The organism is Methylobacterium sp. Leaf123, from assembly GCF_001423405.1.
In the GTDB taxonomy this organism is placed as follows: Bacteria; Pseudomonadota; Alphaproteobacteria; order Rhizobiales; family Beijerinckiaceae; genus Methylobacterium.
Genome location: NZ_LMNS01000012.1, coordinates 226,597 through 250,467, shown reverse-complemented (window position 1 = coordinate 250,467; position 23,871 = coordinate 226,597). Strand labels below are relative to the sequence as shown.

The following is a 23,871-nucleotide window of genomic DNA, read 5'->3' as shown; positions in this document are numbered from 1 at the left end:
GTCGGGTCGTCTCCTCATCAGCCGCTAGGAACGCGACGAAACGAATTTTGGTTCGCGCTCGGGGCCGAACGGCCGTGCTTGTCTCTCGCACCCCGCACCTGAACGATTGTGGAGCGGCTTCGATGTTTCAGGAGCCGGCCAGCGCCTTCTCGCGGATCGCCGTGAGGCTCAGGCCCGGCGTGATCGCATCGACCGAGAACTTCACGTGGATGATCGCCGGGCGCTGCGCCGCCAGGGCTGCCTCCAACGCCGCCGGAAAATCCTCCGTCCGCTCCACGGTGAAGCCGACGCCGCCGAAGGCGCGGGCATAGGCGGCAAAATCCGGGTTCACGAGATCGGTGGCGAGGACGCGGCCGGGGAAATCCCGCTCCTGATGCATGCGGATCGTGCCGTAGCTCGCATTGTCGGCGATGATGCAGACGATGTTCAGGCCGTACTGCACGGCCGTCGCGAATTCCTGGCCGTTCATCAGGAAGTCGCCGTCGCCATTGATCGCGATCACCGTGCGGTCGGGGAAGATCCGCTTCATCGCCACGGCCGCCGGCACGCCGTAGCCCATCGAGCCGGAGGTCGGCGCCATATGGGTGGCCAGCCTGCGGAAGCGGTAGAAGCGGTGGATCCAGGCGGCGTAGTTGCCCGCGCCGTTGCACAGGATCGCATCCTCCGGCAGCGTCTCGCGTAAATGCACCATCACCTGCCCGAGATTGACCGGGCCGGGCTGCGGCGTCGGAATCTGCGACCACGCCAGATAGTCGTCATGGGCCGCGCGGGTCTCCGCCGCCCACGGGACGGAGGCCGGCGCATCGAGCCGCGCCAGAGCCGCCGCCATCCGGGCCGGTGCGGCGGTGATGCCGAGATGGGGCACATAGACCCGGCCGAGTTCCTCCGCGCCGGGATGGATGTGGACGAGCCGAGTGCGGGGGGCCGGGATGTCGAGGAGCGAATAGGTCTGGCTCGCCACCTCGCCGAGGCGACCGCCGAGCACGATCATCAGGTCGGCGGCCTTGGCCCGCGCTACCAGCTTCGGGTTGGCGGCAAGCCCGAGATCGCCCGCGTAGTTCGGGTGCAGCGGGTCGAACAGCGGCAGGCGGCGGTAGCTCGTGGCCACCGGCAGATCGAAGGCCTCAGCAAAGCGGCGGATGTCGGCATAGGCCTGCTCGGTCCAGCGGCTGCCGCCGAGCACCAGCAAGGGGTTTTGGGCCTGCGCCAGCAGGGCGGCGAGACGCTCCAGATCCTCCGCGCCGGGCGCGGCCTCGATGGCGGCGAAGGGCGGGGCCAGCGGCCCGTCCGCGGCGTCCTTCAGCATGTCTTTCGGCAGCGCCACCACCACCGGCCCCGGTCGCCCGCCGGTCGCGGTGTGGAAGGCGCGCGAGACGTATTCCGGCATCCGCGCCCCGGTCTCGACCTCGGTGGCCCATTTCGCGATCGGCCCAAAGGCGGCGCGGTAATCGACCTCCTGCCACGCCTCGCGGTCGCGCAGACCCCGCTCGATCTGGCCGACGAACAGGATCATCGGCGTCGAATCCTGCTGGGCGATGTGGATACCGGCCGAGGCATTAGTGGCGCCGGGCCCGCGGGTGACGAAGCAGATGCCGGGCCGCCCCGTCGCCTTGCCATGGGCCTCCGCCATCATCGCCGCGCCGCCTTCCTGGCGGCAGACGGTGAGCGCGATGCCCGATTCGTAGAGCGCGTCGAGCACGGGCAGGTAGCTCTCGCCCGGCACCGCGAAGACATGGGTGACGCCGTTGGCCGCGAGCTGATCCACGAGCGCCTGGGCGGCGTTCCGCCCGCGGCTTCGGGCGGGGAGGGCGGCGTCGGGGCTCTGGGACATCGCTTCGATCTCGCTTGACGGCAGGACGCGTCCCGGTTCGGGACCGCCCCTCGGCACATCCTGCGGTTCGTGCCGGAACTGAACAGTTTCCGGCCCGTCCAGCCGGGCCCTGGACTTGCACAGACGAGCCGCAAGGACAGGCAACGACATAGAGATGAACCGATAACGTCCGGTTTCGACCGGCGCGGGACGGGCAGGTTTCACAAGATCCCATTTCAGATCGACGAACGGATTGCGATCCATGCTTGCGCACCGGAGATCATCGACACCCCGCACCGTGACCGCCCCGTTCGGCGGAGGGTGGGCGTGATGGCCGCCGCCGCGCTGGCGCCGGAGCCCGCCATCGACGGGGGGCTCCTCAAGCTGGCGATGCGCCGCCTCGTCGGCGGGGTCGTCGTGATCACCGCCGGGATCGGCGAGGACCGGGTGGGGCTCACCGCCACCTCGGCGGTCTCCCTCTCCGTCGAGCCGCCGACCATGCTGGTCTGCGTCAACCGCGCCTCCTCGACCTGGCCGGTCATCGCCCGGCGGCGGCATTTCTGCGTCAGCATCCTCGCGGCCGGGCAGCAGGGAATCGCCGAGCGCTTCGCCGGCATCGGCGGGCTGCGGGGCGCCGCCCGCTATCGCGGCGCGGAGTGGACGATCATGGACTCGGGCGCCTCCGGCCTCACCGAGGCGCAGGCCATCGTCGATTGCACGCTGGAAGAGGTCATCGAGCGGCACAGCCACGCGATCCTGCTCGGCGCGGTGCGCGAGGTGCGGCTGAACCGGATCGAGCGGCCCGCCCTGGCCTATGGCGGCGGGCGCTTCATCGGGATCTCACCGGATGCGGCGGCCCCCGGCACCGGCCACCTTCACGATGCTGCCGGCTCCAAAGCAGGTTAACCACCAACACACTTAAGATCGATAAACGCTTTTTCTGCGTAATCAGTACGAGTATTTGTAAAAATCAGGCTGTACTGAATTCGAACCCGTCACAGATCAATCCAGTCGCCACCGGCCAAAGGGAAAGAGGACAATGTCGCAAGCGGTGACAGCCAGCGTCGCGGATCGCACCATGGGCCTCGCCTACGCGATCGCCGCCCGCCACGCGATCAAGCCGGCATTCGACAAGGCCGACGCCCTGGTCGATGTCGGGCTCTCGTCGCTCGATCTCGTCAACCTGATGGTCGCGGTCGAGGCGGAGTTCGACATCATGATCCCGCCCGCGAGCCTGACGCCGAAGAACTTCTACTCGATCGAGACCATCGCCCGGATGGTCGAGAGCGTGCGCGGCCCGAGCGCCTGACCGGCCAAGCCCTGACCAGCCCGGACTGCGCCACCCCTCACGAACATCTCTGACGTGCCGCCGGCCCGGCCGGCTTCAGTCCAACGGAGCCCCGCCATGACGATGCAGCCCACGCCCCAGCCGGACAGTCGCGCCGGCGATGCCGCCGACCTCCTGACCCGCGCCGCTGCCGCCGCCGCGATCGCCGCCACCCACGCGGACGCGGTGGACTGTGACGGGCGCTTCCCCGAGGAAGCCGTCGCCGCCTTCCGCTCGCAGCGCCTGCTCGGCGCGGCGGTGCCGATCGAACTCGGCGGGGAGGGCGCCTCGGTCCGGACGCTCGCCGAGATCGCCTACGTGCTGGGCCGCGCCTGCGCCTCCTCAGCAATGATCTTCGCCATGCATCAGACCAAGATGGCCTGCCTGATCCGGCATGGCCGCGGCGAACCCTGGCAGGACGGCCTCCTGCGCCGCATCGCCGACGAACAGCTCCTGATGGCCTCCTCGACCACCGAGGGCCAAGGCGGCGGCAATGTCCGCTCCTCCTCTGCGGCGATCCAGGCCGACGGCGCGGCGGTCACCCTGGAACGGGCCGCGACCGTGATCTCCTATGGCGCGCAGGCCGACGGCGTCGTCACCGTCGCCCGCCGCTCGGCCGAGGCCGGCCCCTCCGACCAAGTGCTCTGCGTCTTCCTGAAGGAGGATTACACCCTGGAGCGCCTGAGCGGTTGGGAAACGCTCGGCATGCGCGGCACCTGCAGCAGCGGCTTCCGCCTCGTCGCCCGCGGCCGCCCCGAGCAGGTGCTCGCCGCCCGCTACAGCGACATCCACAACCAGACCATGACGCCGGTCTCGCACATCCTCTGGTCGAGCGCCTGGGCCGGCATTGCGGCCTCCGCCGTCGATCGCGCCCAGGCCTTCACCCGCACGGCGATGCGCGGCGCGGGCGGCGTCGCCCCGCCCGGCGCGCTGCATTATGCCCGCGCCGTCTCCAGCCTGAAACAGGCCCGCGCCCTGATCACGCAGGCGCTCGACACCTTCGAGGGCGCCGAGGGCGACCCGGCGGCTTTGGCCGGCCTCGACGTGCAGACCGCGCTGACGATGCTCAAGGTCGAGGTCTCGGAACTCGCCGTCGCCACCGTGTCGAGCGCCCTGCGCGCCAATGGGCTCGCCGGCTACCGCCAGGACGGCGCGTTCAGCATCGGCCGGGCGCTGCGCGACATCCTCTCGGCGCCGATCATGATCCACAACGACCGGATCACCGCCAACCTCGCCACCGCGACGCTGATGTCACCGGTTGCCGCCTCGCTGAGCGCCTGAAGGCGGTCAGCGACGTTCTTTTCTGCCTCAAACGCCGGCGGTCGCCTCCGCGACCTTGGCTTTCGCTACGCTCGAAGCCTCGGCTTGGCCGAGGCCCGCTCCGCGGGGCGCTCTTCGCGCCCGACAGGCGGAGCAAAGGCTCCACCTGCCTCCATTGCCGAAGGACTGCCCGCCATGAACATGCCCGTGATGAACGCGCCGGCCTCACCGCCCGCTTCCGACCCGCTCGACGCCCTGTTCGACGCGATGTTCAAGCCGATGAACGCGCAGGGCGTCTACGCCCGCACCGGCGCCTATGAGTCGGTGGTGGAGGCGCTGGCCGCCTTCATCTCGGCGCGGCGCGAGACCGACACGGAGGTGTTCCGCTTCCCGCCGGTGATGAGCCGGGCGCATCTGGAGCGGCACGGCTACCTCAAGAGCTTCCCTAACCTTCTCGGTTGCGTCTCCTGCCTGGAGGGCACCGAGACGGAGATCCGCACCTCCGCCGACAAGCATCTGGAGGGCGGCGACTGGACCGCGGACCTCGAGACCGCCGACCTCGTGCTGACCCCGGCCGCCTGCTACCCGGTCTACCCGATCGCCGCCGCCCGCGGCGCGGTGCCCGCCACCGGCTACCGCTTCGACGTCGCCTGTGACTGCTTCCGCCGTGAGCCCTCGCGCCATCTCGACCGGCTGCAATCCTTCCGGATGCGCGAATACGTCCGCATCGGCACGCCGGAGCAGATCGTCGCCTTCCGCGAGAGCTGGATCGCCACCGCCACCGCCATGGCCGACGAACTCGGGCTCCCCTACACGGTCGAGACCGCGAGCGATCCGTTCTTCGGCCGGCTCGGCCAGATCATGGCCTTCAGCCAGCTCGAACAGGCGCTGAAGTTCGAGCTGCTGATCCCGCTCCGGGGGGCGGCCGCCGGCACCGCCTGCATGAGCTTCAACTATCACCGCGAGCATTTCGGCACGACCTGGGGCCTCAACCTCGAGGACGGCGAGCCCGCCCATACCGGCTGCGTCGCCTTCGGCATGGACCGCCTCGCGGTGGCCCTGTTCGCCACCCACGGCGAGCGCATCGACGCGTGGCCTGCCTCGGTCCGCGCGGCGCTGAAGCTCTGACGTTAAGGCGCCGTCCGATGCCGCTCGATCCGCATGTCAGCCGCTTCCTCGACATGATGGCGCTTGGACGCTCGGACGGCATCACCCTCGACGCCCGCCGCGAGGGGATGCGCGGGCTCGCGCGCCTCGCCGGCCTGACCGCCGAGAGCGTCGCGACCCGCGACCTCGTCCTGCCGGGTCCGGCCGGGCCGCTCGCCGCGCGGCTCTACGTGCCGGAGGGTAGCGCGGGCGGCCCCGGCCTCGTCTACCTGCACGGGGGCGGCCTCGTGACCGGCGGCCTCGACACCCATGACGGGATCTGCCGGGTGCTGGCCGAAGCCGGCGCCCTGCGCGTCGTCTCGGTCGATTACCGGCTCGCGCCCGAACACCCGTTCCCGGCCGCCCTCGACGACGCGCTCGCGGCGCTGGACGGGGTCGCCGCGCAGGCGGACGCACTCGGGATCGATCCGGCCCGGCTCGGCATCGGCGGCGATTCCGCCGGGGCCGGGCTCGCGGCACGGGTCTGCCAGGAGCGGCGCGGCGCGATCCGGGCGCAGCTCCTGATCTGCCCGGTGCTCGACGTGCACGGCAGCCACCCCTCGCGCCGCGATTTCGCGCAAGGATACTTCCTCGACGAGGCGACGATCCGGTGCGACCTTGCGGCCTGCGGTCCCGAAGCCGCCGCGCCGTCGCCCCGTCTCTGCCCCCTGCGCGAGGCGGATCTGACCGGCCTGCCGCCGGCCCGCATCCACACCGCGGAATACGATCCCGTCCGCGACGAGGGTGGGGCCTATGCCGAGCGTCTGGAGCAAGCGGGCATCGAGACCGCCCACACGGTGCATGCCGGCATGATCCACTTCTTCTACGGCCTCGGGCGGCTGGTGCCGCGCGGCCGGCCGATCCTGTCCGAGATCGCCCGCGACTTCGGCGCATGCCTGCGCGGCGCCTCCTAACCCCACCCCTTGCCCAACCCATCCTTGAGGAGAGCCCCCATGTCCCTGCGTGAGACCGTCTTCGCCGAGATCGCCGCCATCGCCGCCGAGCAGGAAAAGGCGATGCCGCCGATCACCGACGACCTCGTGATGCTCGACACCGAGTTCGACTCGCTCTGCTTCGCGCTCCTCGTCGCGCGGATGGAGGATCTCACCGGCGCCGACCCGTTCAGCGAGATGGATGCCTCCGACCTGCCGGTGACGGTCGGCGACCTCGTCGCCCTCTACGACCGCGCCGCGGCCCGGCAGGCGGCCTGACCCCGATGATCCTGCGCGAGAGACTTACGGCGGCGGGCGGTCTCGACGGCCTGTTCCTGTCCGACCACCGCAGCCGACAAGATCTCGCCGGGATCGTCTCCGGCGATCCTGACGCCGCCGTGACCGCGGCGCTCGCCGGCCGCCGGGTGCTGCTCGCCGTCGGCGGGCAGATGGCGGCGGCCCGCGCCATGATCGCGCTCGACGGCCTCGCCGCCCGGCTCGCCCTCGTTCCGCCGAAGCTCGCGCCGGAGCACATCGCCCGGATTGCGCACGATTCCGAGGCCGAGATCTGCGTCAGCGATGCCGAGGGTCTTGCCCCCGAGGCGCTGCCGGGCTTGGCGCGCATCGATGCGGCCGACGCCGTCCGCGCGGGCGCCGAGACGCCGCGGGAGACGGAATGGGCTTTGGCCACCTCCGGCACCACCGGCGCACCGAAGCTCGTCGCCCACACCCTCGAAGGCTTGGCCGGCGGCATCAACACCGCCGCGGCGCCGGAGCCCGGCACCGTGTGGAGCACCTTCTACGACATCCGCCGCTACGGCGGGCTTCAGGTCTTCCTGCGGGCGATGCTCGGGCCGTCCTCGCTCGTGCTCTCCGATGCGGGCGAGCCGGTGCGCGACTATCTCGTCCGCGTCGGCACGGCGGGGGTCACCCACATCCTCGGCACGCCCTCGCACTGGCGCCTCGCCCTGATGAGTGCGGCCCTCGACCGGCTGAGCCCCCGCTACGTGCGGCTCTCGGGCGAGATCGCCGACCAGAACATCCTCGATGCCCTGCGCGACGCCTTCCCTGAGGCGCGCATCGCCCACGCCTACGCCTCGACCGAGGGCGGCGTCGGCTTCACCGTCGAGGATGGGCAGGAGGGGTTTCCGGCCTCGCTGATCGGCACCCGCGCCGGGATCGAGATCACCGTGCGCGAGGACAGCCTGTTCGTGCGCTCCGGCCGCACCGGGCGGCGCTATCTCGGCGCGGCCCCCGAGGCGCTGATCGACGCGGACGGCTTCATCGATACCGGCGACCTCGTGGAGCTTCGCGGCGAGCGCTACCACTTCCTCGGCCGGCGCAGCGGCGTGATCAATGTCGGCGGCGCCAAGGTGCAGCCGGAAGAAGTCGAGACCGTTATCAACGTCTTCCCCGGCGTCTCGATGTCCCGCGTACGCGCCCGCCCCAACCCGATTCTCGGCGCAGTGGTCGAGGCGGAGGTGGTGTTGCGCGCCGATGCGGGCACGGATCAGGCGGCGCTGAAGAAGGCGATCATCGCCCATTGCCGCCCGCGCCTGGCCGGCCACAAGGTGCCGGCGAGCGTGAGGTTCGTGGACACGCTGCCGATCACGTCGGGCGGCAAGCTGGTGCGGAGGGGCGCGTGAGCGACGTTTCCAAGGACGACCTTAAGACCGGGCGCCTCGTCGTTGTCACGGGCGCGAGCCGCGGCCTCGGCCTCTCCATGGCCCAGACGCTTGCCGGCGACGGGTTTCGCGTGGTGGCGCTCGCCCGGCGCCCGAGCGAGGCGCTGGAGGCGGCGCAGAACGCCGCCGGCCCCGGCCGGATCGCCTTCATGGCTGCCGATCTCGGCGAGATCGACGCGCTCCAGCCGCTCGCCCAGAAAATCCGGGCCGCGCACGGCCCGGTCTACGGCCTCGTCAACAACGCCGCGCTCGGCACGCCCGGTCTGCTGACGACGATGCCGGCTTCCAAGATCGCCGAACTCGTCCACCTCAACACCCTCGCGCCGATGGTGCTGACCAAGTACCTCGCCCGCGGGATGATGACGGCGGGCGCCGGCCGCATCGTCAATGTCAGCTCGATCATCGCCTTCACCGGCTACAACGCGCTGTCGGTCTACGCCGCGACCAAGGCCTCGATGATCGGCTTCACCAAGTCGCTCGCCCGCGAGGTCGGGCGGCTCGGCGTGACGGTGAACGCGGTGGCGCCCGGCTTCATCGAGACGGCGATGACCGGCGAGATGGACGAGGCCGAGCGCGGGCGCGTGGCCAACCGCAGCGCCCTCAAGCGGCTGGCCGAGCCGCAGGACGTGGCCGACGCCGTCGCCTACCTCATGTCGGATCGCGCCCGCAACGTCACCGGCACGGTGCTCACCATCGACGCCGGCAGCACCGCCTGACGCCAGACGGCGGCCCTGAGCCGAGACGTGCTTCGACAAAATTGGCGGAAAATCAATAGAGTCCGGCTTGTCCGGGCGGAAAACGAACGACGAGACTAACTCAGACAAAAAGACCGGCAATCCCGAAACGGCATCAGCCGGCTGGCATTGATTTCGCTCTGTTTTCGAGCGCGTCTCCGAGCGGGACGATCACGCGCCTTGCTCACGGTTCGATCGCGCGGAGCCGTGGGACGAAAACGGGTGCCGGACAGCACGACGAGCCGAAGGGGGCCGCCGATGAGTGGGGTGAACGAGACCGTGGAAGACGTCCCGCCCGCGGGGGAGGGCGTCCGCAGCGCGCGGCCCAAGGTCCGCTGCCGCACCATCGAGGAGGATGACCTCGCAGCCGTGGTCCGGCTGCTGCAGGTCGGCTTCCCCGATCGCTCCGAAACCTACTGGCGGACCGGGCTCGACCGGCACCGCACCCAGCCGCTGCCCGACGACGTGCCGCGCTACGGCTATGTGCTGGAACGGGACGGGGCCATCGTCGGTGTCCTGCTCGCGCTCTACCGCATGGTGACGGACGAGGCCGGCACGCATCTGCGCTGCAACCTGTCGAGCTGGTTCGTTCTGCCGGAATTCCGGGCGCTGGGCACCCTGCTCGACGGCTTCGCCATGCGCGACCAGCGGGTGACCTACACCAACGTCTCGCCCGCTCCGCAGACGTGGCAGATGCACAAGGCGCGCGGCTTCAAGCCGGTCTGTTCGGGCCAGATGCTCGTCATGCCGCTGCTCGCCGGTTTCGGCCGGGGGCGCCGCGTCCGTGCGGCCACGCCCGAGGCCCTGCGCCTGCTGCCGGAGGCGGAGGCCCGGCTGGTGGCCGACCACATCGCCTATGGCTGCATCGGCCTCGTCTGCTCGGACGAGGAGAAGGCCTGGGCCGTCCTCTTCCAGCGGCGCGCCATCAAGCTGCGGCCGGGGGAAACCCGGTGGCCGCGCCTGCCCTGCCTCCAGCTCGTCTACCGCTCGACCGCGCTCGACCTGTCCGCCTTCCTCGGCGCGATCGGCCGGCATCTCATGCTGCACCACGCCATGCCGTGGTTCGTGCTCGATGCCGTGGGCAAGCTGCCCGGCCTCGTCGGACATTTCTTCGAGGGCCGCGCTCCGAAATACGCCCGCGGCCCGAACCCGCCGGCCACCGGCGACCTCACCTATACCGAGGTCGTCCTGTTCGGATCCTGAGGGCGCTCGCCGCCGAAGCGGCGGCCGCCTAAAATCAGGAGAACGGATCGACACGGGGACGGATGAGGTTCCCGGTCGATGTCATCGCGAGCCTCAAAGCCGATCCGCCCGGCGCTCAGCGTAAACCGACATTCCGATCGAGCCGCAGCGAGATCAATCCGGCGTCATTCCGAGTGGTCACGGAGTCGCGCACGCGCCGCACAGCCTGAAAGACGCCATAAACCAAGACTCCACAGAGTGTTGGCTCCCACGGGATCGGAGGGGCACGAGATCGGCTTTCTCGACACCCGGCCGAGGCTGAGACGACGCTCCATGGAATCGCCGGAATGCTGAACTTCCTCTTGGTCGTCGCGGTGGTGGTCTGGTTCGCGCTGCTCTACCCGCTGGCGCGCCACAAACTCGAGACCCGGATGGGGCCGCTGAACGGCCCGGTGGCGGTCCCGTTCGCCCTGACGACGATCTTCGCGCTGCTGCCGCTGGTCTTCAACGTCCCCCGGGAGGACGGCAACGCGGTGCTGGAGCAGGGGCTGACGGCCTCCAACCTCGCTCTTATCGTCATGACCGGGCTGACCGGGCTCTATCTCATGGCCCGGGTCGCGGTGGACCGGCGCGTCCTGCTGGTGGCGTTCTCGATGCCGTACCTGCCGTTCACGCTGATGATCCTCGTGAACGGCTTGAGCACCGCGTGGTCGATCGTGCCGAGCTACACCGTCTACCGGACGGTCGAGCTGGCGATCTTCACCCTCGCCGCGATCCTGATCTTCGACCGCAGCGATATCGAGCGGCGGCTCGCCAACCTCTTCGCGCTGTTCACCGTCGCGTGGCTGCTCGCTACGGCGCCGGTCATCCTCGACAACTTCGCGCATGGGATCGTGTTCTCGTCGGCCAAGCACAACCTGATGCCCTATCTCTGCGCCGCGCACGCCTTCCTCGTTCTCTTCGACGCTCGCATCCCCCACCGGCGCGCCCATCTCCTGCTCGCCTTCGTCGGCTTCGTCATCGCGGGCTCGGCCGCAAGCACCGCCTCGCTCGTCGCGGCAGCCCCCGGCATGATGGTGGCATCGCGCCACCGCCGGCTGCGCCGCCTCGGCTACTCGGCCTTCACCGTCTACCTGATCCTGTTCGTGGTGCTGATGGTCGGCCTGTCGGCCTTCCCCGCCCTGCTCGACGTGGTCTCGGTGGTGCTGCAGAAGCCCACGGAGGAGCTGGCCGACGCCACCGGGCGCGGCACCTTCTGGCCGGTCTTCATCGAGGCGACCAAGGACCGCTTCGTCGGCGCCGGCTACGCAGCGGGCGACCGCTTCATCCAGCTTCTCATTCCCACCACGGCCTTGGCGGAGACGCTGGCGCGGGACGCCGTGTTCATCTCCAGCTCGCACAACATGCTGCTGAGCGCCTGGGCCGGCACCGGCCTGATCGGGCTCGGCCTCTGCGCGATGGTGCTGGGGGCTGCCCTGCGCTGGGGGATGAAGCTCGACCTTGCCGGACGCCGCCTCGTCGCCACCTGCGTGTTCTTCCTGATCCTCAACGGCATGACGACGCCGGGCATCTTTCAGGACTGGAACATCAATGTCCTCACCTTCGTGGGGCTGCTGGCCTATGCCCGCATCGGCGCCCTGCGCCGCGAGCCGGTGGGCGCGGCCACGCCCGTTCCGGCGGCCACCGCCTTCGGTCTCCCGGTTGCGGCGCCCGCGTGATGCGCATCCTGGCCCACATCTTGAAGCATGAGACCCAAACCACCTCCGGCCCGCGGCCGCTGTCCCAAAACGGGAAAAATCGTCCCCGGACGACCCAATCGGGGACGAGACTGACGGACCGGACCGGTTGCTGCGGGTCGATGAGACCCGCAGGCGCGTATTGTTCGAGAGTTCTGCGATGACGATGATCGAGCGGATGCCTTCGCGATTCTTCGTCGGCGCGGAGCCGGGCAAGCCGGACGTGACGCCTGAACCCTGGTTCCTCGACCCGCGTGAGATCGGGCGGGCCCTGCGCGCGCGCTGGGCGCTGGTGCTGGCCCCGGCGGTGCTGCTCGTGGTGGCAGCGGCGGCGTGGCTCGCCCTGGTGCCGCCGCTCTACGCCGCCGTGACGCAGATCCTGATCGACCCGCGCGGCATCCAAGTGGTCAAGGACGGCGTGACGCCCTCGGATCAGGCGAGCGATGCGAGCCTGTTCCTCGTCGACAGCCAGATCCGCGTCCTCATCTCCGACGACGTGCTGCGGCAGGTCGTGAATCGGTTCAAGCTCGATCAGGATCCGGACTTCGTCCGCCCCGCCTCGCCGCTGGAGGCGCTCAAGAGCCGCGTCTCCTCTCTGCTCGTCACGGCCGGCGGCCCGGTCGACGACACGCTCACCGCCCTGCGCACCCTGCGCGATCGCACCACCGCGCGTCGGCTAGAGCGCAGCTTCGTGGTCGAGCTTGCGGTCGCCAGCGAGGAGCGCCGGAAATCCGCCGAACTCGCCCAGGCCATCGCCGAGACCTACCTCACCACCGTCTCGCAGGCGCAGGCGCAGCTCACCCGCAAGGCCGGCGAAGCGGTGTCGAGCCGGCTCGGCGAGTTGCAGGACGACCTCCGCCAGGCCGAGGACAAGGCGCAGAAGTTCCGCGCCGCCAACAACCTCGTCGGCACCCGCGGCCAGCTCGTCAGCGAGCAGGCGCTGACCCAGCTCAACCAGCAGCTCGGCGCGGCGCGGGCCCGGGCGGGCGAGCTGCGCGGGCGGCTCGCTCAGATCGAGGCCGTCGCCAACGGGCGGGCCGACCTCAACTCGGTGACCGAGATCGTCCAGTCCACGACCGTCGCGCAATTGCGCGCCCAGCTCGCCCAGATCGAGGCGGCGCGGGCCGACACCCTGTCCAACCTCGGCCCCCGTCACCCGACCCTGCGCACCGGCGAGCTGCAGGTGCAGACCCTGCGCGCCGACATCAACGCCGAGATCCGCCGCATCGCCGCGGCCACCCGCAACGACTACCGCTCGGCGCAGGCCAACGAGGCCTCGCTCGCCGCCACCCTGGAGAGCCGCAAGAAGGAGGCTCTGTCCGTCGATAAGAGCTTCGTGCGCCTGCGCGAACTGGAGCGCCAGGTCGAAGCGAGCCGCGCGGTCTACGAGGCCTTCCTCATCCGCGCCCGCGAGCTTCAGGAGCAGCAGCGCCTCGACACCTCGACCTCGCGAGTCATCTCGCCCGCCTCGCTGCCGGAGCGCCGGCTCGGCCCCCCGATCCCGGTGATCTTCGCCGCGGCACTGGCGGCCGGGCTCGGCCTCGGCACCCTGCTTGCCCTGCTCGCCGTGCCGGCCGCGGGGCGGATCGGTTCGCGCCGCCGGCTTCAGCAGATTGCGGGGCTCCCCGTCATCGCCGCCCTGCCGACCAAGGTGCCGACCCGGACGCGGAGCAAGGCGGGCAGCGAATCCCTGCGCGCCGACACCGCCTACGACGTGGCCGTGGCCCGTCTCGGCAGCCGCCTTCATCGCGATTTCGGCGCCACGCGGCCGACGGTGGTGCTCGTCACCTCGGCGGACGACCGGAGCGGCAAGTCGGAGCTGGCGCGCAGCCTCGCCGCCTCGGCCGCGCTCGACGGCCAGCGGGTGCTGCTCGTCGATGCCGACCCGGAGGCGATGATCTCGCGCGATCTCCGGAGCAAGGCCAAGCGCGGCGCCGCCGAGGTGCTGCGGACCCATGCGGGGCTCGGTGACGCGCTGGTCGAGGGGCCGACCGGGGTCAAGATCCTGCCCTTCGACGACGCCGCCCTGCGCCTCGGCACGGCGGCCTATACCGGTGCGATCCTGACGGCGGCATCCGCCTTCGACACCGTCTTCGTCGATATCGGGCTGATCGGCACCGACATCGCCGCCGAGCGTCTCGCCCAGGACCAACGCTTCCCGGCCCTGCTGCTGACGGCCAGCGCCCGCCGCAGCGGCACCGCTCCGCTGCGGCGGGCGCTCGACGCCATCGGCCGCGACGCGCGGGTGCAACTCGTCATGACCGACGCCGAGACCGAGGCGTGAGCCTCGGTCCGCTGCGGAGCGCCGCCGCCGTCCTCGCCGCCCTCCTCGTCGGATCGCCGCTCCTCGGCGCCACCGCGGAGGTTCGGGGCGGCGAGGCGAAAGCGCCGCTGGTCCTGCGGGTTGCGCCGACCGGAGACAGAGGCGCCCGACGAGCCGACCGCTTCGCGGATCTGCCGCTGGCGCTCGCCCGCGTCGCCGCGCTGCGCCGTCAGGGGGAGGGGCGGGCGATCGTGGTCGCGCTGGAACCCGGAACGCACCGGATCGCGGCGCCCGTCCGGATCGGCCCCGACCATGCCGGCACGGCCGCAGCCCCCCTGATCCTGCGCGGGGCGGCCGACGGATCGAGCCGGCTCGTCGGCAGCGTGCCCCTGGCGCCGGCATCCCTGCCGCCGCGCTTGCGCGCGCGGCTGCCGGTGGCGGCCCGCGACGCGGTGCGCGCGTACCAACTGCCCGAGGCCTTGCGCCGGGAGCCCGCCTACCGCGCGCCGCGGCGCTTACGCGAAACGCATCCGCGCGTCACCGAGATCTTCGATGCCGGCGGCGCCCTGCGCCCGGCGCAGTGGCCGAATCCGGGGCTAAACTCCGGCTGGACGACGGTCGCCGCTGCCGAAGCGGGGGGCCTGGACTTCACCCTGAAGGACACACCGGGCCTGCCCGATCTCTCCCTGGAGCACGACCTGTGGGTGGAGGGCTTCTGGCGCTGGGATTGGCTGCTGGAAACGCTTCACGTGGCGCAGGTCGATCAGCGCCGCCGCCGGCTCGAACTGGACGCGCCGCCCTACGAGGGCATCCGCGACGGCGCCCGGATGCGGCTGGTTCACGCGCTCGGCGCCCTCGATGAACCCGGTGAATGGTGGCGCGACGGCGAGAGCGGCCTGCTGCTGGCATGGCCGTCTCCCGGCGCGACCGATCTCGAAGTCAGCCTCGCCGAGACCCTGATCCGGGCCGAGGGCGCGCGGCACCTGCGCCTCGAGCGGCTTCGGCTGGAGCGCGCGCGCGGCGATCTGATCGTCGTTCGGGGCGGCGAGGATGTCGAGATCCGCGCGAGTGAACTGGCCTGGGCGGCGGGCCGTGCGGCGGTGTTCGAGGGAGTGGCCGGGGGCGGTGTCTCCGGCAGCACGGTCCACGATATCGGCGCGAGCGGGGTCCGCCTCGTCGGCGGCGACCGCGCCACGCTCCAGCGCGGCGGGCTGTTCGTGCGCGACACCCGCTTCACCCGCTTCTCGCGGCTGAGCCAGACCCAGAGTTCCGCGATCGAACTCGACGGCGTCGGCGCGGAGGCGAGCGGAAACCTCATCACCGACGCGATCGGCTACGCGATCTACCTGCGCGGCAACGACCATGTGTTTCGCGGCAACGAGGTGGCGCGCCTCATTCATGGCCTGAGCGATACCGGCGCGATCTATGCCGGACGCGATTTCACCGCCCGCGGCTCGATCATCGAGGAAAACTACATCCACGACATCCGCACCGGGCCGGGAAGGGAGGTGAAGGGCGTCTATCTCGACGACATGGCGAGCGGCTTCACCATCCGCCGCAACCTGTTCGTCGATGTGCAGCAGCCGGTCTTCATCGGCGGCGGCAGCGACAACATCGTCACCCGCAACGTCTTCGTCGCCTCAAGCCCGATGGTCGCCCTCGATGCGCGGGGACTGACATGGATGAAGCCGTCCCTGAACGAAGCGGATTCGGAGTTCCGCGCCGCCTTCGCCGCGATGCCGCTCGACTCCCCGCCCTGGCGGATGCGCTACCCGAAGCTCGCGGAGGCGCTGACCGATGAGCCGGGCGTGGCGCGCAACAACCAGATCGTCGACAATGTGAGCATCGGGAGCGAAGACCTCGCGCTCACCGACAAGGCGGAGGCGGGCCGCCAGATCATCCTGTTCAACACCCGCCTCGACGGCCCGGTCCCGAAGCCGGGCGACCTCGGCGCGCTGGCCCGCTTCGCTGCCGAGCGCGGCATCACGCTCCGCCTCGACCCGTCGAAGATGCGGCGGGACGGGCTACCGGCCTCGCCGTTCACGGACACGCGGCGCTGACAGCGTGACCAAGCGAGACGGGAGCCGATCGATGACCGGCTTCTGTGCGTCCGGCTTCCGGCAATTGCGGAGGTCTCACGCCGCCTTGGACGGCACCTCGGTGAGGGTCGAGAACTCGCTGACGATGGCCTCGTGCACCTGCTTCAGCCAATCCTCGGCGATCCGCGCGCGCTCCTCGGCGGCCTCGGCCCGCTCTTCCGCCGCGCGGATGCGCTGCTCGGCCTGGGCCTGAACGTTGGCCGCCTTGGTCTCCGCGGCCCGGACGCGCTCGCTGGCGAGCTTCACGTCGTCACGAACGCGCTCCAGCAGTTCGTGCACGCGCTGCTCCTGCTCCTGGGCCTGCGCCTCCACTTCGCGCGTCCGCTGGGCGGCCGCCCGCACGCGGTCGATCAGGTTCGCCCAATCCTGAGAGGAGGAGGGCGACGCAACCGCCGCGGAGGCGTTCGCATCGGCATCCGACTGGACGAGACGCAGGATACTCGTCAGGCTATCGACCGGCTTCGGAGCATCGTGAGAAGCGACAGTCATGTGCGGAGCCTCGGCGCGATCAAGGTCAAGTGGACGCTCCCAGCGCATTTTCTTGATTATGTCCATTGTGAAACGCTTCCAGCGAGACATGGATGCCAGGCGGACACAAGCGGGCGAGGAATGATCCGCAACAACACAATCGTGCAAAATAAACAGCCGAAGCAAGTCAAATTTTTAAGGATGATATTGCCGAGTTTACCTTCCAACATGATGTTGTAAAAATATCACTAATAGGGTCTATGTATTATCGATTTGATATAGAATGTTAATCGCTTCCGTTCGAGACGCTTCCTAGTTCGATAGAGGTAGGTCTTACCCTTGTCGGACTATCGACCAAGGATTGGCGCTGTGACCTTCGATGACAGCGAGACTCTACGCGCCCGCGATCCAATGTAGCCTCCGCCCGAAGCGGCTGCAAAGCGCCTCCCTCCGCTCGGCGCCTCGAACAAGACCGTGTACAACTTCGCGTCGAGTGGCTCAGATCGAACGGCCCGGTCAGGTGCGATCCGTCAGGATGGGTTCGAGGGCCTCGAGATATCCCGCGACGGCCGCCTCCACCGTGAAGTGCGGGAGCGCGCGCTCCGCCGCCTGTCGCAGGTCCCGGCGGTGGCCCTCGTCGTCGAGGAGCCGCAGGGCCGCCTCGCCCCAATCCGCCACCGCCATCGGCCGCACCTCGCCGCAGCCATAGGCTTCCAGAAGGCCACGGGCCGCGCCGGAATGGGGTGAGGCGAGCACCGGGGTCCCGCTCTGGAGCGCCTCCTGCACGACGATGCCCCACACGTCGCCGCGGCTCGGAAACAGGAAGAGCTTGGCCGAGGCGTAGACCTCGGGCAGCGCCTCCTGGCCCAGAAAGCCGTCGAATCGGGCGGAGAGGCCGGCCTGCGCGAAGCGCGCCTCCATCTCCCCCCGCAGCGGGCCGTCCCCCGCGACCCGGACCGACAGACGCCGGCCCTGGGCGCAGCAGGCGAGCACCATGTCGGTGAAGAAGCGTGCGCCCTTCACCTCCTCGTTCAGCATGCCGCAGAACAGGAGATCGTAGGGCCGCTCGGTGTCGGGCGGGGGCGGGGCGGAGGGCGTCCAGGCCGGAAAGAGCGGGCTGAGGACGAAGTTGCGCGCCGGCAAGCCGTAGCGGGCGAGCACCGCGCCGCTGCCCTCGCTCGGTCCGATCCCGGCGGAGGCCCCCGAGACGATGGCACGGCGCAGCCAGCGATGCGGGGCGGAGCGCGCGCCGGGATCGGTCTCGGGCACCCCGTCGGTGCGGATCAGGGTGGGGATGCGCCGCACGCGCGCGGCACCGGCCGCGAAAAGCATGGTCGGCGAGAAGTCGTTGAGCACCACCGCCGCGGGACGCAGAGCGGCGAGCCGCGGCACCACCGCCGGGTTGATGTAGAGGTTGCGGATCGAGGAGCGGTGCCAGCGCAGGCCCGGCAGCACCGCGTGCCGGTAGAGGCGCGGCGGCGGCATCACCCATTGCCGGGCGCTTTCGCGCGGCGTGCAGGACAGGACATGCAGGGCCCGGCCATCACGGCCGGCGAGCCGTTCCGCCAGATGCTCGTAGAGAACATGCGTGTAGGGCGCGAGCGCCCCGGTCACGACGACGATCGGGCGCATCGCACCGGTTGCCATGGATGGGCGACCTCAGGTCAGGCGCCGCGGGCTCGAACCGGCCCGGCACCGATCCGTTGGGATAGAGCATCGCCCCGAACGGTGGCCACCGGCTTTTGGGATAATGCGGACAAGAGTCCCGCGCAAAAGTCCTCTCAAGCCGTTCCCCGCGCCCGCCATCCCGTCCAGCGGCCGCCCATGAGGGCCTCGAAATCGGAGACCGGCCAATGCGGCTCGACCACGTGGCGGGGCATCGCCGGCAGGTCCGCGGCGCTCAGCGCCCGGCCGCGCCGCGTGGTGAAGAAGGTCCGGTAGCCGCTCTCCAGGGCCAGCGCCGGATCCTGCTCCGGGTCGAAATCGTGGTCGGCGACCCCCCAGGGGCAGGCGAAATGGCGGATCTCCCGGCCGGTGAGGGCGGCGAGGTCGCGCCGGGAGCGGGCGATCTCGTCGGCGACCCGCGCGCGGTCGAGCCGGCTCAGGCGCTGGTGCGTGGCGGTGTGGGAGCCGATATCGAGACCGTCGGCGCACCAGGCCGCGATCTCGGCCCGTCTCATGTAGAGGCGCCCGCTCGGCGCCAGGGACATCGCCCGGTCGAGGCCGGGCGGCGTGTTCGGCGGCGCGTCGATCCAATCGCTGATCAGGAAGACGATACCGGGAATGCCCAGGGCCCGCAGAACGGGGCGCGCCACCTCGAAGGTGTCGGCATAGCCGTCGTCGAAGGTGACGAGGAAGGCGCGGTCGCGGGCCGGCCAACCGGCGGTGAGGCGCTCGGCGGCCCCATCGGCATCGATGAAATCCCCGTACCGGCCGAGATGGCGCAGTTGCGCGGCGAAACGATCCTGCTCGGCTTCCGGCACCTGATGGTAGCACAGGGTGTAGAGACCGGGCTCGGCACAGGCCAACGACTTGAACAGGGCGCTCCCGCGCAGGGCGAGGGCGCGCAGGGCCGGCGCGCGGCGCAGCGTCGTCTTGACCCAATGTTTCATCCGCGCCTCACCCTCCGATGCCCGCCTCTATCACAGGGATAAGCTGATGGCATCTGCACAAATCATCCCGATCGACCATGGTTAAACTCGTATATTGGTTTCATTATTGCTGACGCTGCGCTGGCTCGTCCCTTGCTGAGCTGCGTCAGGCAGGCCATGCCCTGTCCCGCGCCGGAACGGCCGGCACGGAAAGGATGTTCGAAGGTGGGGCAACTGACGGTCGTCGACGTGACGGACGATCCCGATTGGGACGAGGCGGTCTGGCAGCAGCCGGGCGCCAACCTCTACGCGTCGCGCCGCTGGGGCGAGTACAAAAGCTGCATCGGCTGGGACGTGCGGCGGCTCGCCATCCGCGCGCGTGACGGGCAGGCGCTCGCCTACGCCCAGGTTCAGCGCCGCCGCCGCTGGCTCGGCCACATCGTCCTGGCACAGGGATGCCCGGTCCTGACACGGCTGGGGGAGAAGCGGGCGGAGGCGGTGTTCCGCGCCTTCCTCGGCCATCTCGAACTCGGCCGCCTCGATCTGCTTGGCGTGAACTACCAGCAGTTCCAGACGCCGGCGGCGGTGCTGGCCCTGCTCGGCCACGGCTTCGCGCCGGTCGTCACCGCCCGGACGCACACGCTGGAACTCGACCTGACCGAGGAGATGGCGCGGATCCGCTCCGCCATGGAGGGCCGCTGGCGCGACGTGCTCAAGACCGCCGAGCGAAACCCGGATCTCACGACCACATTCCCGACCGGCCCGGCCGAGCGGCTGGCGGCCTTCGAGACCTTCGGCCGGCTCTACGAGGCCCTGAAGCGGCGCAAAGGCTTTCGCAACAGCCTCGACACGGCGGCCTTCCGCGATCTGGCCGCGAACGACCCGAACCTCCTGTTCCTCGAAATACGCGAGCGGAACGAACCGGTTCTGGTGCGGATCGTCCACCGGGCAGCCCACCGCTGGACCGATTTCTACGTCGCCTCGAACGAGCGGGCCAAGGCGACCGGAGCCGGCCGCCTCGCCCTCTGGCGCCTGATCGAGCGGGCCAAGCGCGAGGGGGCCTCGGTGCTCGATCTCGGCGGCATCGACCCCGCCGGCAATCCGGGCGTCACCGAATTCAAGCGCGGCGCCAGCCGCAACGTCGTGGCGTCCAACCCGCTCTGGCTATTCAGCCGGAGCCGGGCGATGCGCCGCGCCGCGACGGCCATCCTGGCCACGCGCTGAGCAGGGAATCCGCGATGTCCGAAGCCCACACCGCGCCCACCCTGCCGGCAGGCCTGCTCCGGCGCGCCGCCGGTCTCGTCCGGCGCCCGCCGGCCGCCCTCGCGGCCATGGCCGACCAGGGTGTCGTCAGCGGCTTCGGCTTCCTCAGCGGCATCGTCGCCGCCCGTCTGCTCGGCATCGCCGAGTTCGGGCATTTCGCGATGATCCTGATCGTGCTCACCTTCGCGCAGGCCCTGCACAACGCCCTGATCACCGCGCCGATGATGACGCTGGTCGGCGCCCGCAACGGCGTCTCGCAGGCCTATGCCGCGACCATCCTCGCCGGTGCCTTCCTGCTCTGCGTGCCCGGCGCGGTCTTCGTGGTCATCGCCCTCCGCATCGGCGGGATGTCGGGCGAGACGCTTCTGGCGGCCTGCGCCCTGATGCTGGCGCAGAATCTCCAGTTCACCCTGCGCCGCCTCCTGTTTGCGAAAGGTCGGGGCGTGCAGGCCCTGCTCATGGATTTCGCCCGCGCCGCCAGCTTCCCCTTCGTCGCCCTGCTGATCTGGCTGGAGCACGACGTCATCGGCGGCAACGGCTTCGTCTGGCTGCTCGCCGCGACCTCGTTCGCGACCTGCCTGCCCTTCATCATCGCGTTCGGCCGGCCGATCCTGCGCCGGCCCGGCTACGTGCAGACCGGCGCGGTCTTTCGACGCCACATCCCGCTCGCGCGCTGGCTCCTGCCGATCGTCTTCGTCACCTTCATCCAAGAGCAGCTCATCTGGCTGGTGGCGGGCGCGACCCTCGGCCTCGAGGAACTCGGCGGCCTCCGGGCGGCGCAGTATCTCGTCGGGACCGTGCTGCTCCTGCTCGCCGCCACCGAGAACGTCCTGCCGGTGGCCGCCGCGCGCGCCCATTCCGAGGGCGGGGAGGCGGCCCTGCGCCGCTACCTGCTGCGCACGGGCGTCAAGCTCGGGGTGCCGATCATCACGATCCTCACGGTCCTCGCCATTCCGGGCGCGCTATGGCTGCGCCTGATCTTCGGGCCGGAATACGCCGCCTATGCCCACTGCCTGCACATCCTCTCGGTCAGCGTGGTCATCGTGCTGGCCCGCGATCTCACCGCGAACTATTTCCGCGCCAAGCAGAACACCCGGGTGCTGTTCGAATCGCTGTGCGTGAGCATGGTCGTGTCGCTCGCCGTGGTGGTTCCGCTGATGCAGGCTGGCGGCGTCAGCGGCGCCGCGGCGGCGGTGGGGGCGGGGCACCTTGCCTCCCTCATCTACCTCGTGCTGGCCGCCCGGCGACAATCGCGCCCGGCCTCGGCTTGGCCGATTCCGGGCCGGTGGCGGCGCTCGCTCCGGCCGGCCAAGTCGGCACAGACGTGACGAGACGATCCAATGGCTCGACCTAGAAATAGGGTCTAGCCCCCACTCTGCCTCCTGAAAAAATCGTGGATTTCACTTTTACTCGGCTATTCAAGTTGGAATATTATATCTCCTGCCTTATTACGGCCTGCTGCAGGAGACCAATCGAGCGGCAGGAAAAATGGCAGCAGCACAACAGGAACTCATTGTTCGCGGCGAGCAAGTAGAGCGAGTGTTCATTAACTTCAAAGATAACAAATATGTCGTTAACCGTCAGTATCAGCGTAAGCTAATTTGGACCATTGAGGAAAAACAGAGTTTTATTGACTCAATTATACAGGGATTTCCTATTCCGATAATCTTGCTGGCCGAACCTGTTGGGCGGCAGGACGGGACCCTTGAAATCATCGATGGGATGCAACGTATGAACGCCATTACGTCGTTCATCGGAAACGACTTCTCGGTTGATGGTGGTTATTTCGATTTAAACACGTTTGCCACAACGAAAGATCTACTTGATCGCCAAGTGATTGAGCAAAAAACGCCAATCCTCGACCGGGATCGATGTCTCGCTATCGCGTCTTACCCGGTTCCGCTCTCGATTTATGAAGCCGCCCATCGAGAGTCAGTCGAAGAGGTTTTTCGCCGCATCAACTCGGGCGGCCGCCAGCTTTCTCGACAGGAGCTGCGAGCAGCAGGTGCGACCGGTGCATTTGCGGAATGTGTCCGAAAAATCTCAGCGCGGGTGCGCGGCGACACATCGAACTCCGACTTGCTGTTGCTGAGCGAAATGCGAAAGATCAGCATAACGAACAGAGAGTTGGACTACGGCATTAGTGCCGACAGCGTCTTTTGGGTTTCCAATGGAATTTTGACAAAAGATCAGCTTCGCCAGAGCCGTGACGAGGAAATGGTCGCCGACCTTGTCGCTTACATGGTTTCGGACGAACCCGTTGCTTCGCGCACGGAACTCTTTGATGACTACTACGGCGCGACGTTCCCAATGACGGCGAACAGCACAGCGAGATTCGACGCAATAGATCAGGCCATTAGAAAACGGAGCCCAGAACTTGTCGATCTGGATTACCAACGTGTGCAGGACGTACTGATCTTACTCCTTGGACAAGCCAAGACGACATTTACTGGACTAATCTTTCCGAACGGGAACGGCGGCAATCCAGTGCCCCGCTACTTCCAAGCCGTATTCCTAGCGCTTCATGAACTAGTCGTGAAGAAAGGCATGGTAGTTTCAAACAGTACAGGCCTGATAGCACGACTACTAGATTGTGGAAAAATATCCAAATTCAAGACGGCGGGAGATGGGGCGCGGAGAATCGTGGCAAGACGGTCGACTCTGTAGTCGGATGGATACAAACTTTTTTCGAAGAAGATAAGAACCCAGATCCAGCCAAAGTCCATTGGGTAACTAAATTCCAAAATCTACTCACCAATTCGATGACTGAACAAGCGGCCTACGATTTTAAGCAAGGATTCTTCACCCTCGCCCACCCCCCGTCTTTCGATGAGAAATCCTTCGACAAAATCATGGAGACATGCGCAGCTATTGCGAATATTGGCAAAAACCACAAAGGTTATGTGCTCGTCGGTGTTGCCGAGAATACTAAGACCGCGGCGAGAGTGCAGGAAATTTTCGGAAGCCAACCACTTTCCTTTGGTGGCTTTTACGTGACTGGAGTAGATCATGAGGCCGCTTATGCTAAGAAGAATCTTGATCAGATGTTCCAAGAAATTACCGATCGAGTTGGACGCTCCACGCTCTCAGAACCACTAAAGTCATACGTAAATTCTCATCTTAAATGTGTTCAGTACTACGACAAAACGGTGTTTGTCTTCGAGATCCTTGGACAGAATAGCCCTTCCCACTTGGGTGGAAAGTGGCCAGAGCGACAAGGTGCCCAGGTAAAAGACGTCCCTCCCGACCGTATGGGCGCGCTATTTGAACGGTTTAAGTAGCAGAAACCCTTGAAAGGTTGAGCTGGTCGCTGCAATCCTAGTGCATTGTTCCGGAAGCTGGATTCCCCTCCGGGACAATGCTCTCTCGGCATCC

Annotated in this window: 20 protein-coding genes; 16 read left to right on the top strand and 4 right to left on the bottom strand. The window is 68.6% G+C overall.

Annotated elements, in window-relative coordinates; translation table 11 throughout:
* Positions 1-127 precede the first annotated feature (127 nt).
* A complete protein-coding gene (locus ASF53_RS10830; RefSeq protein WP_056197805.1) occupies positions 128-1,831 on the bottom strand; it encodes a thiamine pyrophosphate-binding protein in 1,704 nt (567 codons plus the stop codon).
* 309 nt (positions 1,832-2,140) lie between these two features.
* On the opposite strand from ASF53_RS10830, the gene ASF53_RS10825 reads away from it, so the two are divergent.
* From ASF53_RS10825 to ASF53_RS10770, 12 genes are all read left to right on the top strand, one after another.
* On the top strand, positions 2,141-2,716 hold the full coding sequence (locus ASF53_RS10825) for a flavin reductase family protein (protein WP_056197802.1): 576 nt from the start codon (positions 2,141-2,143) through the stop codon (positions 2,714-2,716).
* 133 nt (positions 2,717-2,849) lie between these two features.
* Positions 2,850-3,119 carry a phosphopantetheine-binding protein gene (locus tag ASF53_RS10820; protein WP_056197800.1) on the top strand — a complete coding sequence of 90 codons (270 nt, stop codon included), beginning with the start codon at positions 2,850-2,852 and terminating at the stop codon, positions 3,117-3,119.
* A 96-nt stretch (positions 3,120-3,215) separates the two neighbouring features.
* Positions 3,216-4,418 (top strand): acyl-CoA dehydrogenase family protein, encoded by a 1,203-nt coding sequence (locus ASF53_RS10815; RefSeq protein WP_056197798.1) that lies wholly within the window; start codon positions 3,216-3,218, stop codon positions 4,416-4,418.
* 174 nt (positions 4,419-4,592) lie between these two features.
* Positions 4,593-5,525: an amino acid--[acyl-carrier-protein] ligase gene (locus tag ASF53_RS10810; protein ID WP_056197796.1), complete on the top strand. Its 933-nt coding sequence runs from the start codon at positions 4,593-4,595 to the stop codon at positions 5,523-5,525.
* A 17-nt stretch (positions 5,526-5,542) separates the two neighbouring features.
* Complete coding sequence (locus ASF53_RS10805; RefSeq protein ID WP_056197794.1) at positions 5,543-6,457, top strand: alpha/beta hydrolase; 915 nt, start codon at positions 5,543-5,545, stop codon at positions 6,455-6,457.
* Positions 6,458-6,496: 39 nt separating this feature from the next.
* The gene (locus ASF53_RS10800) at positions 6,497-6,754 is read left to right on the top strand and encodes a hypothetical protein (RefSeq protein ID WP_056197791.1); all 258 of its coding nucleotides are present in this window, start codon (positions 6,497-6,499) and stop codon (positions 6,752-6,754) included.
* 5 nt (positions 6,755-6,759) lie between these two features.
* On the top strand, positions 6,760-8,121 hold the full coding sequence (locus ASF53_RS10795) for a class I adenylate-forming enzyme family protein (RefSeq protein WP_056197789.1): 1,362 nt from the start codon (positions 6,760-6,762) through the stop codon (positions 8,119-8,121).
* Positions 8,118-8,876 (top strand): SDR family NAD(P)-dependent oxidoreductase, encoded by a 759-nt coding sequence (locus tag ASF53_RS10790; protein ID WP_082482638.1) that lies wholly within the window; start codon positions 8,118-8,120, stop codon positions 8,874-8,876. Before ASF53_RS10795 ends, ASF53_RS10790 begins: the two co-directional genes overlap by 4 nt.
* Before the next feature lie 276 nt (positions 8,877-9,152).
* Positions 9,153-10,097, top strand: coding sequence for a GNAT family N-acetyltransferase (locus ASF53_RS10785; protein WP_056197787.1), 945 nt, complete (start codon positions 9,153-9,155; stop codon positions 10,095-10,097).
* 326 nt (positions 10,098-10,423) lie between these two features.
* The gene (locus tag ASF53_RS10780; RefSeq protein ID WP_056197784.1) at positions 10,424-11,794 is read left to right on the top strand and encodes an O-antigen ligase family protein; all 1,371 of its coding nucleotides are present in this window, start codon (positions 10,424-10,426) and stop codon (positions 11,792-11,794) included.
* Positions 11,795-11,972: 178 nt separating this feature from the next.
* The gene (locus ASF53_RS10775; RefSeq protein ID WP_056197783.1) at positions 11,973-14,096 is read left to right on the top strand and encodes a GumC family protein; all 2,124 of its coding nucleotides are present in this window, start codon (positions 11,973-11,975) and stop codon (positions 14,094-14,096) included.
* On the top strand, positions 14,093-16,135 hold the full coding sequence (locus ASF53_RS10770) for a right-handed parallel beta-helix repeat-containing protein (RefSeq protein ID WP_056197781.1): 2,043 nt from the start codon (positions 14,093-14,095) through the stop codon (positions 16,133-16,135). The genes ASF53_RS10775 and ASF53_RS10770 overlap by 4 nt, the downstream gene beginning before the upstream one ends.
* 75 nt (positions 16,136-16,210) lie before the next feature.
* On the opposite strand, the gene ASF53_RS10765 is transcribed toward ASF53_RS10770, so the two are convergent.
* The 3 genes from ASF53_RS10765 to ASF53_RS10755 all read right to left on the bottom strand — a co-directional run bounded on the left by ASF53_RS10765 (position 16,211) and on the right by ASF53_RS10755 (position 19,254).
* Entirely contained in the window at positions 16,211-16,663 is a 453-nt protein-coding gene (locus ASF53_RS10765) for a hypothetical protein (RefSeq protein ID WP_286134322.1), read from the bottom strand.
* Between the two features lie 495 nt (positions 16,664-17,158).
* Entirely contained in the window at positions 17,159-18,289 is a 1,131-nt protein-coding gene (locus tag ASF53_RS10760; RefSeq protein ID WP_056197777.1) for a glycosyltransferase family 4 protein, read from the bottom strand.
* 134 nt (positions 18,290-18,423) lie between these two features.
* Positions 18,424-19,254, bottom strand: coding sequence for a polysaccharide deacetylase family protein (locus ASF53_RS10755; RefSeq protein WP_056197776.1), 831 nt, complete (start codon positions 19,252-19,254; stop codon positions 18,424-18,426).
* A 204-nt stretch (positions 19,255-19,458) separates the two neighbouring features.
* Between ASF53_RS10755 and ASF53_RS10750 the strand changes: the two genes are divergently transcribed.
* From ASF53_RS10750 to ASF53_RS26290, 4 genes are all read left to right on the top strand, one after another.
* A complete protein-coding gene (locus tag ASF53_RS10750; RefSeq protein WP_056197774.1) occupies positions 19,459-20,457 on the top strand; it encodes a lipid II:glycine glycyltransferase FemX in 999 nt (332 codons plus the stop codon).
* A 14-nt stretch (positions 20,458-20,471) separates the two neighbouring features.
* Positions 20,472-21,824, top strand: a complete 1,353-nt coding sequence (locus ASF53_RS10745) for an MATE family efflux transporter (RefSeq protein WP_056197773.1) — start codon at positions 20,472-20,474, stop codon at positions 21,822-21,824.
* Positions 21,825-21,984: 160 nt separating this feature from the next.
* Positions 21,985-23,163, top strand: coding sequence for a DUF262 domain-containing protein (locus ASF53_RS24930; RefSeq protein WP_200943209.1), 1,179 nt, complete (start codon positions 21,985-21,987; stop codon positions 23,161-23,163).
* Positions 23,088-23,777, top strand: a complete 690-nt coding sequence (locus ASF53_RS26290; protein ID WP_200943230.1) for a hypothetical protein — start codon at positions 23,088-23,090, stop codon at positions 23,775-23,777. The genes ASF53_RS24930 and ASF53_RS26290 overlap by 76 nt, the downstream gene beginning before the upstream one ends.
* Positions 23,778-23,871 lie beyond the last annotated feature (94 nt).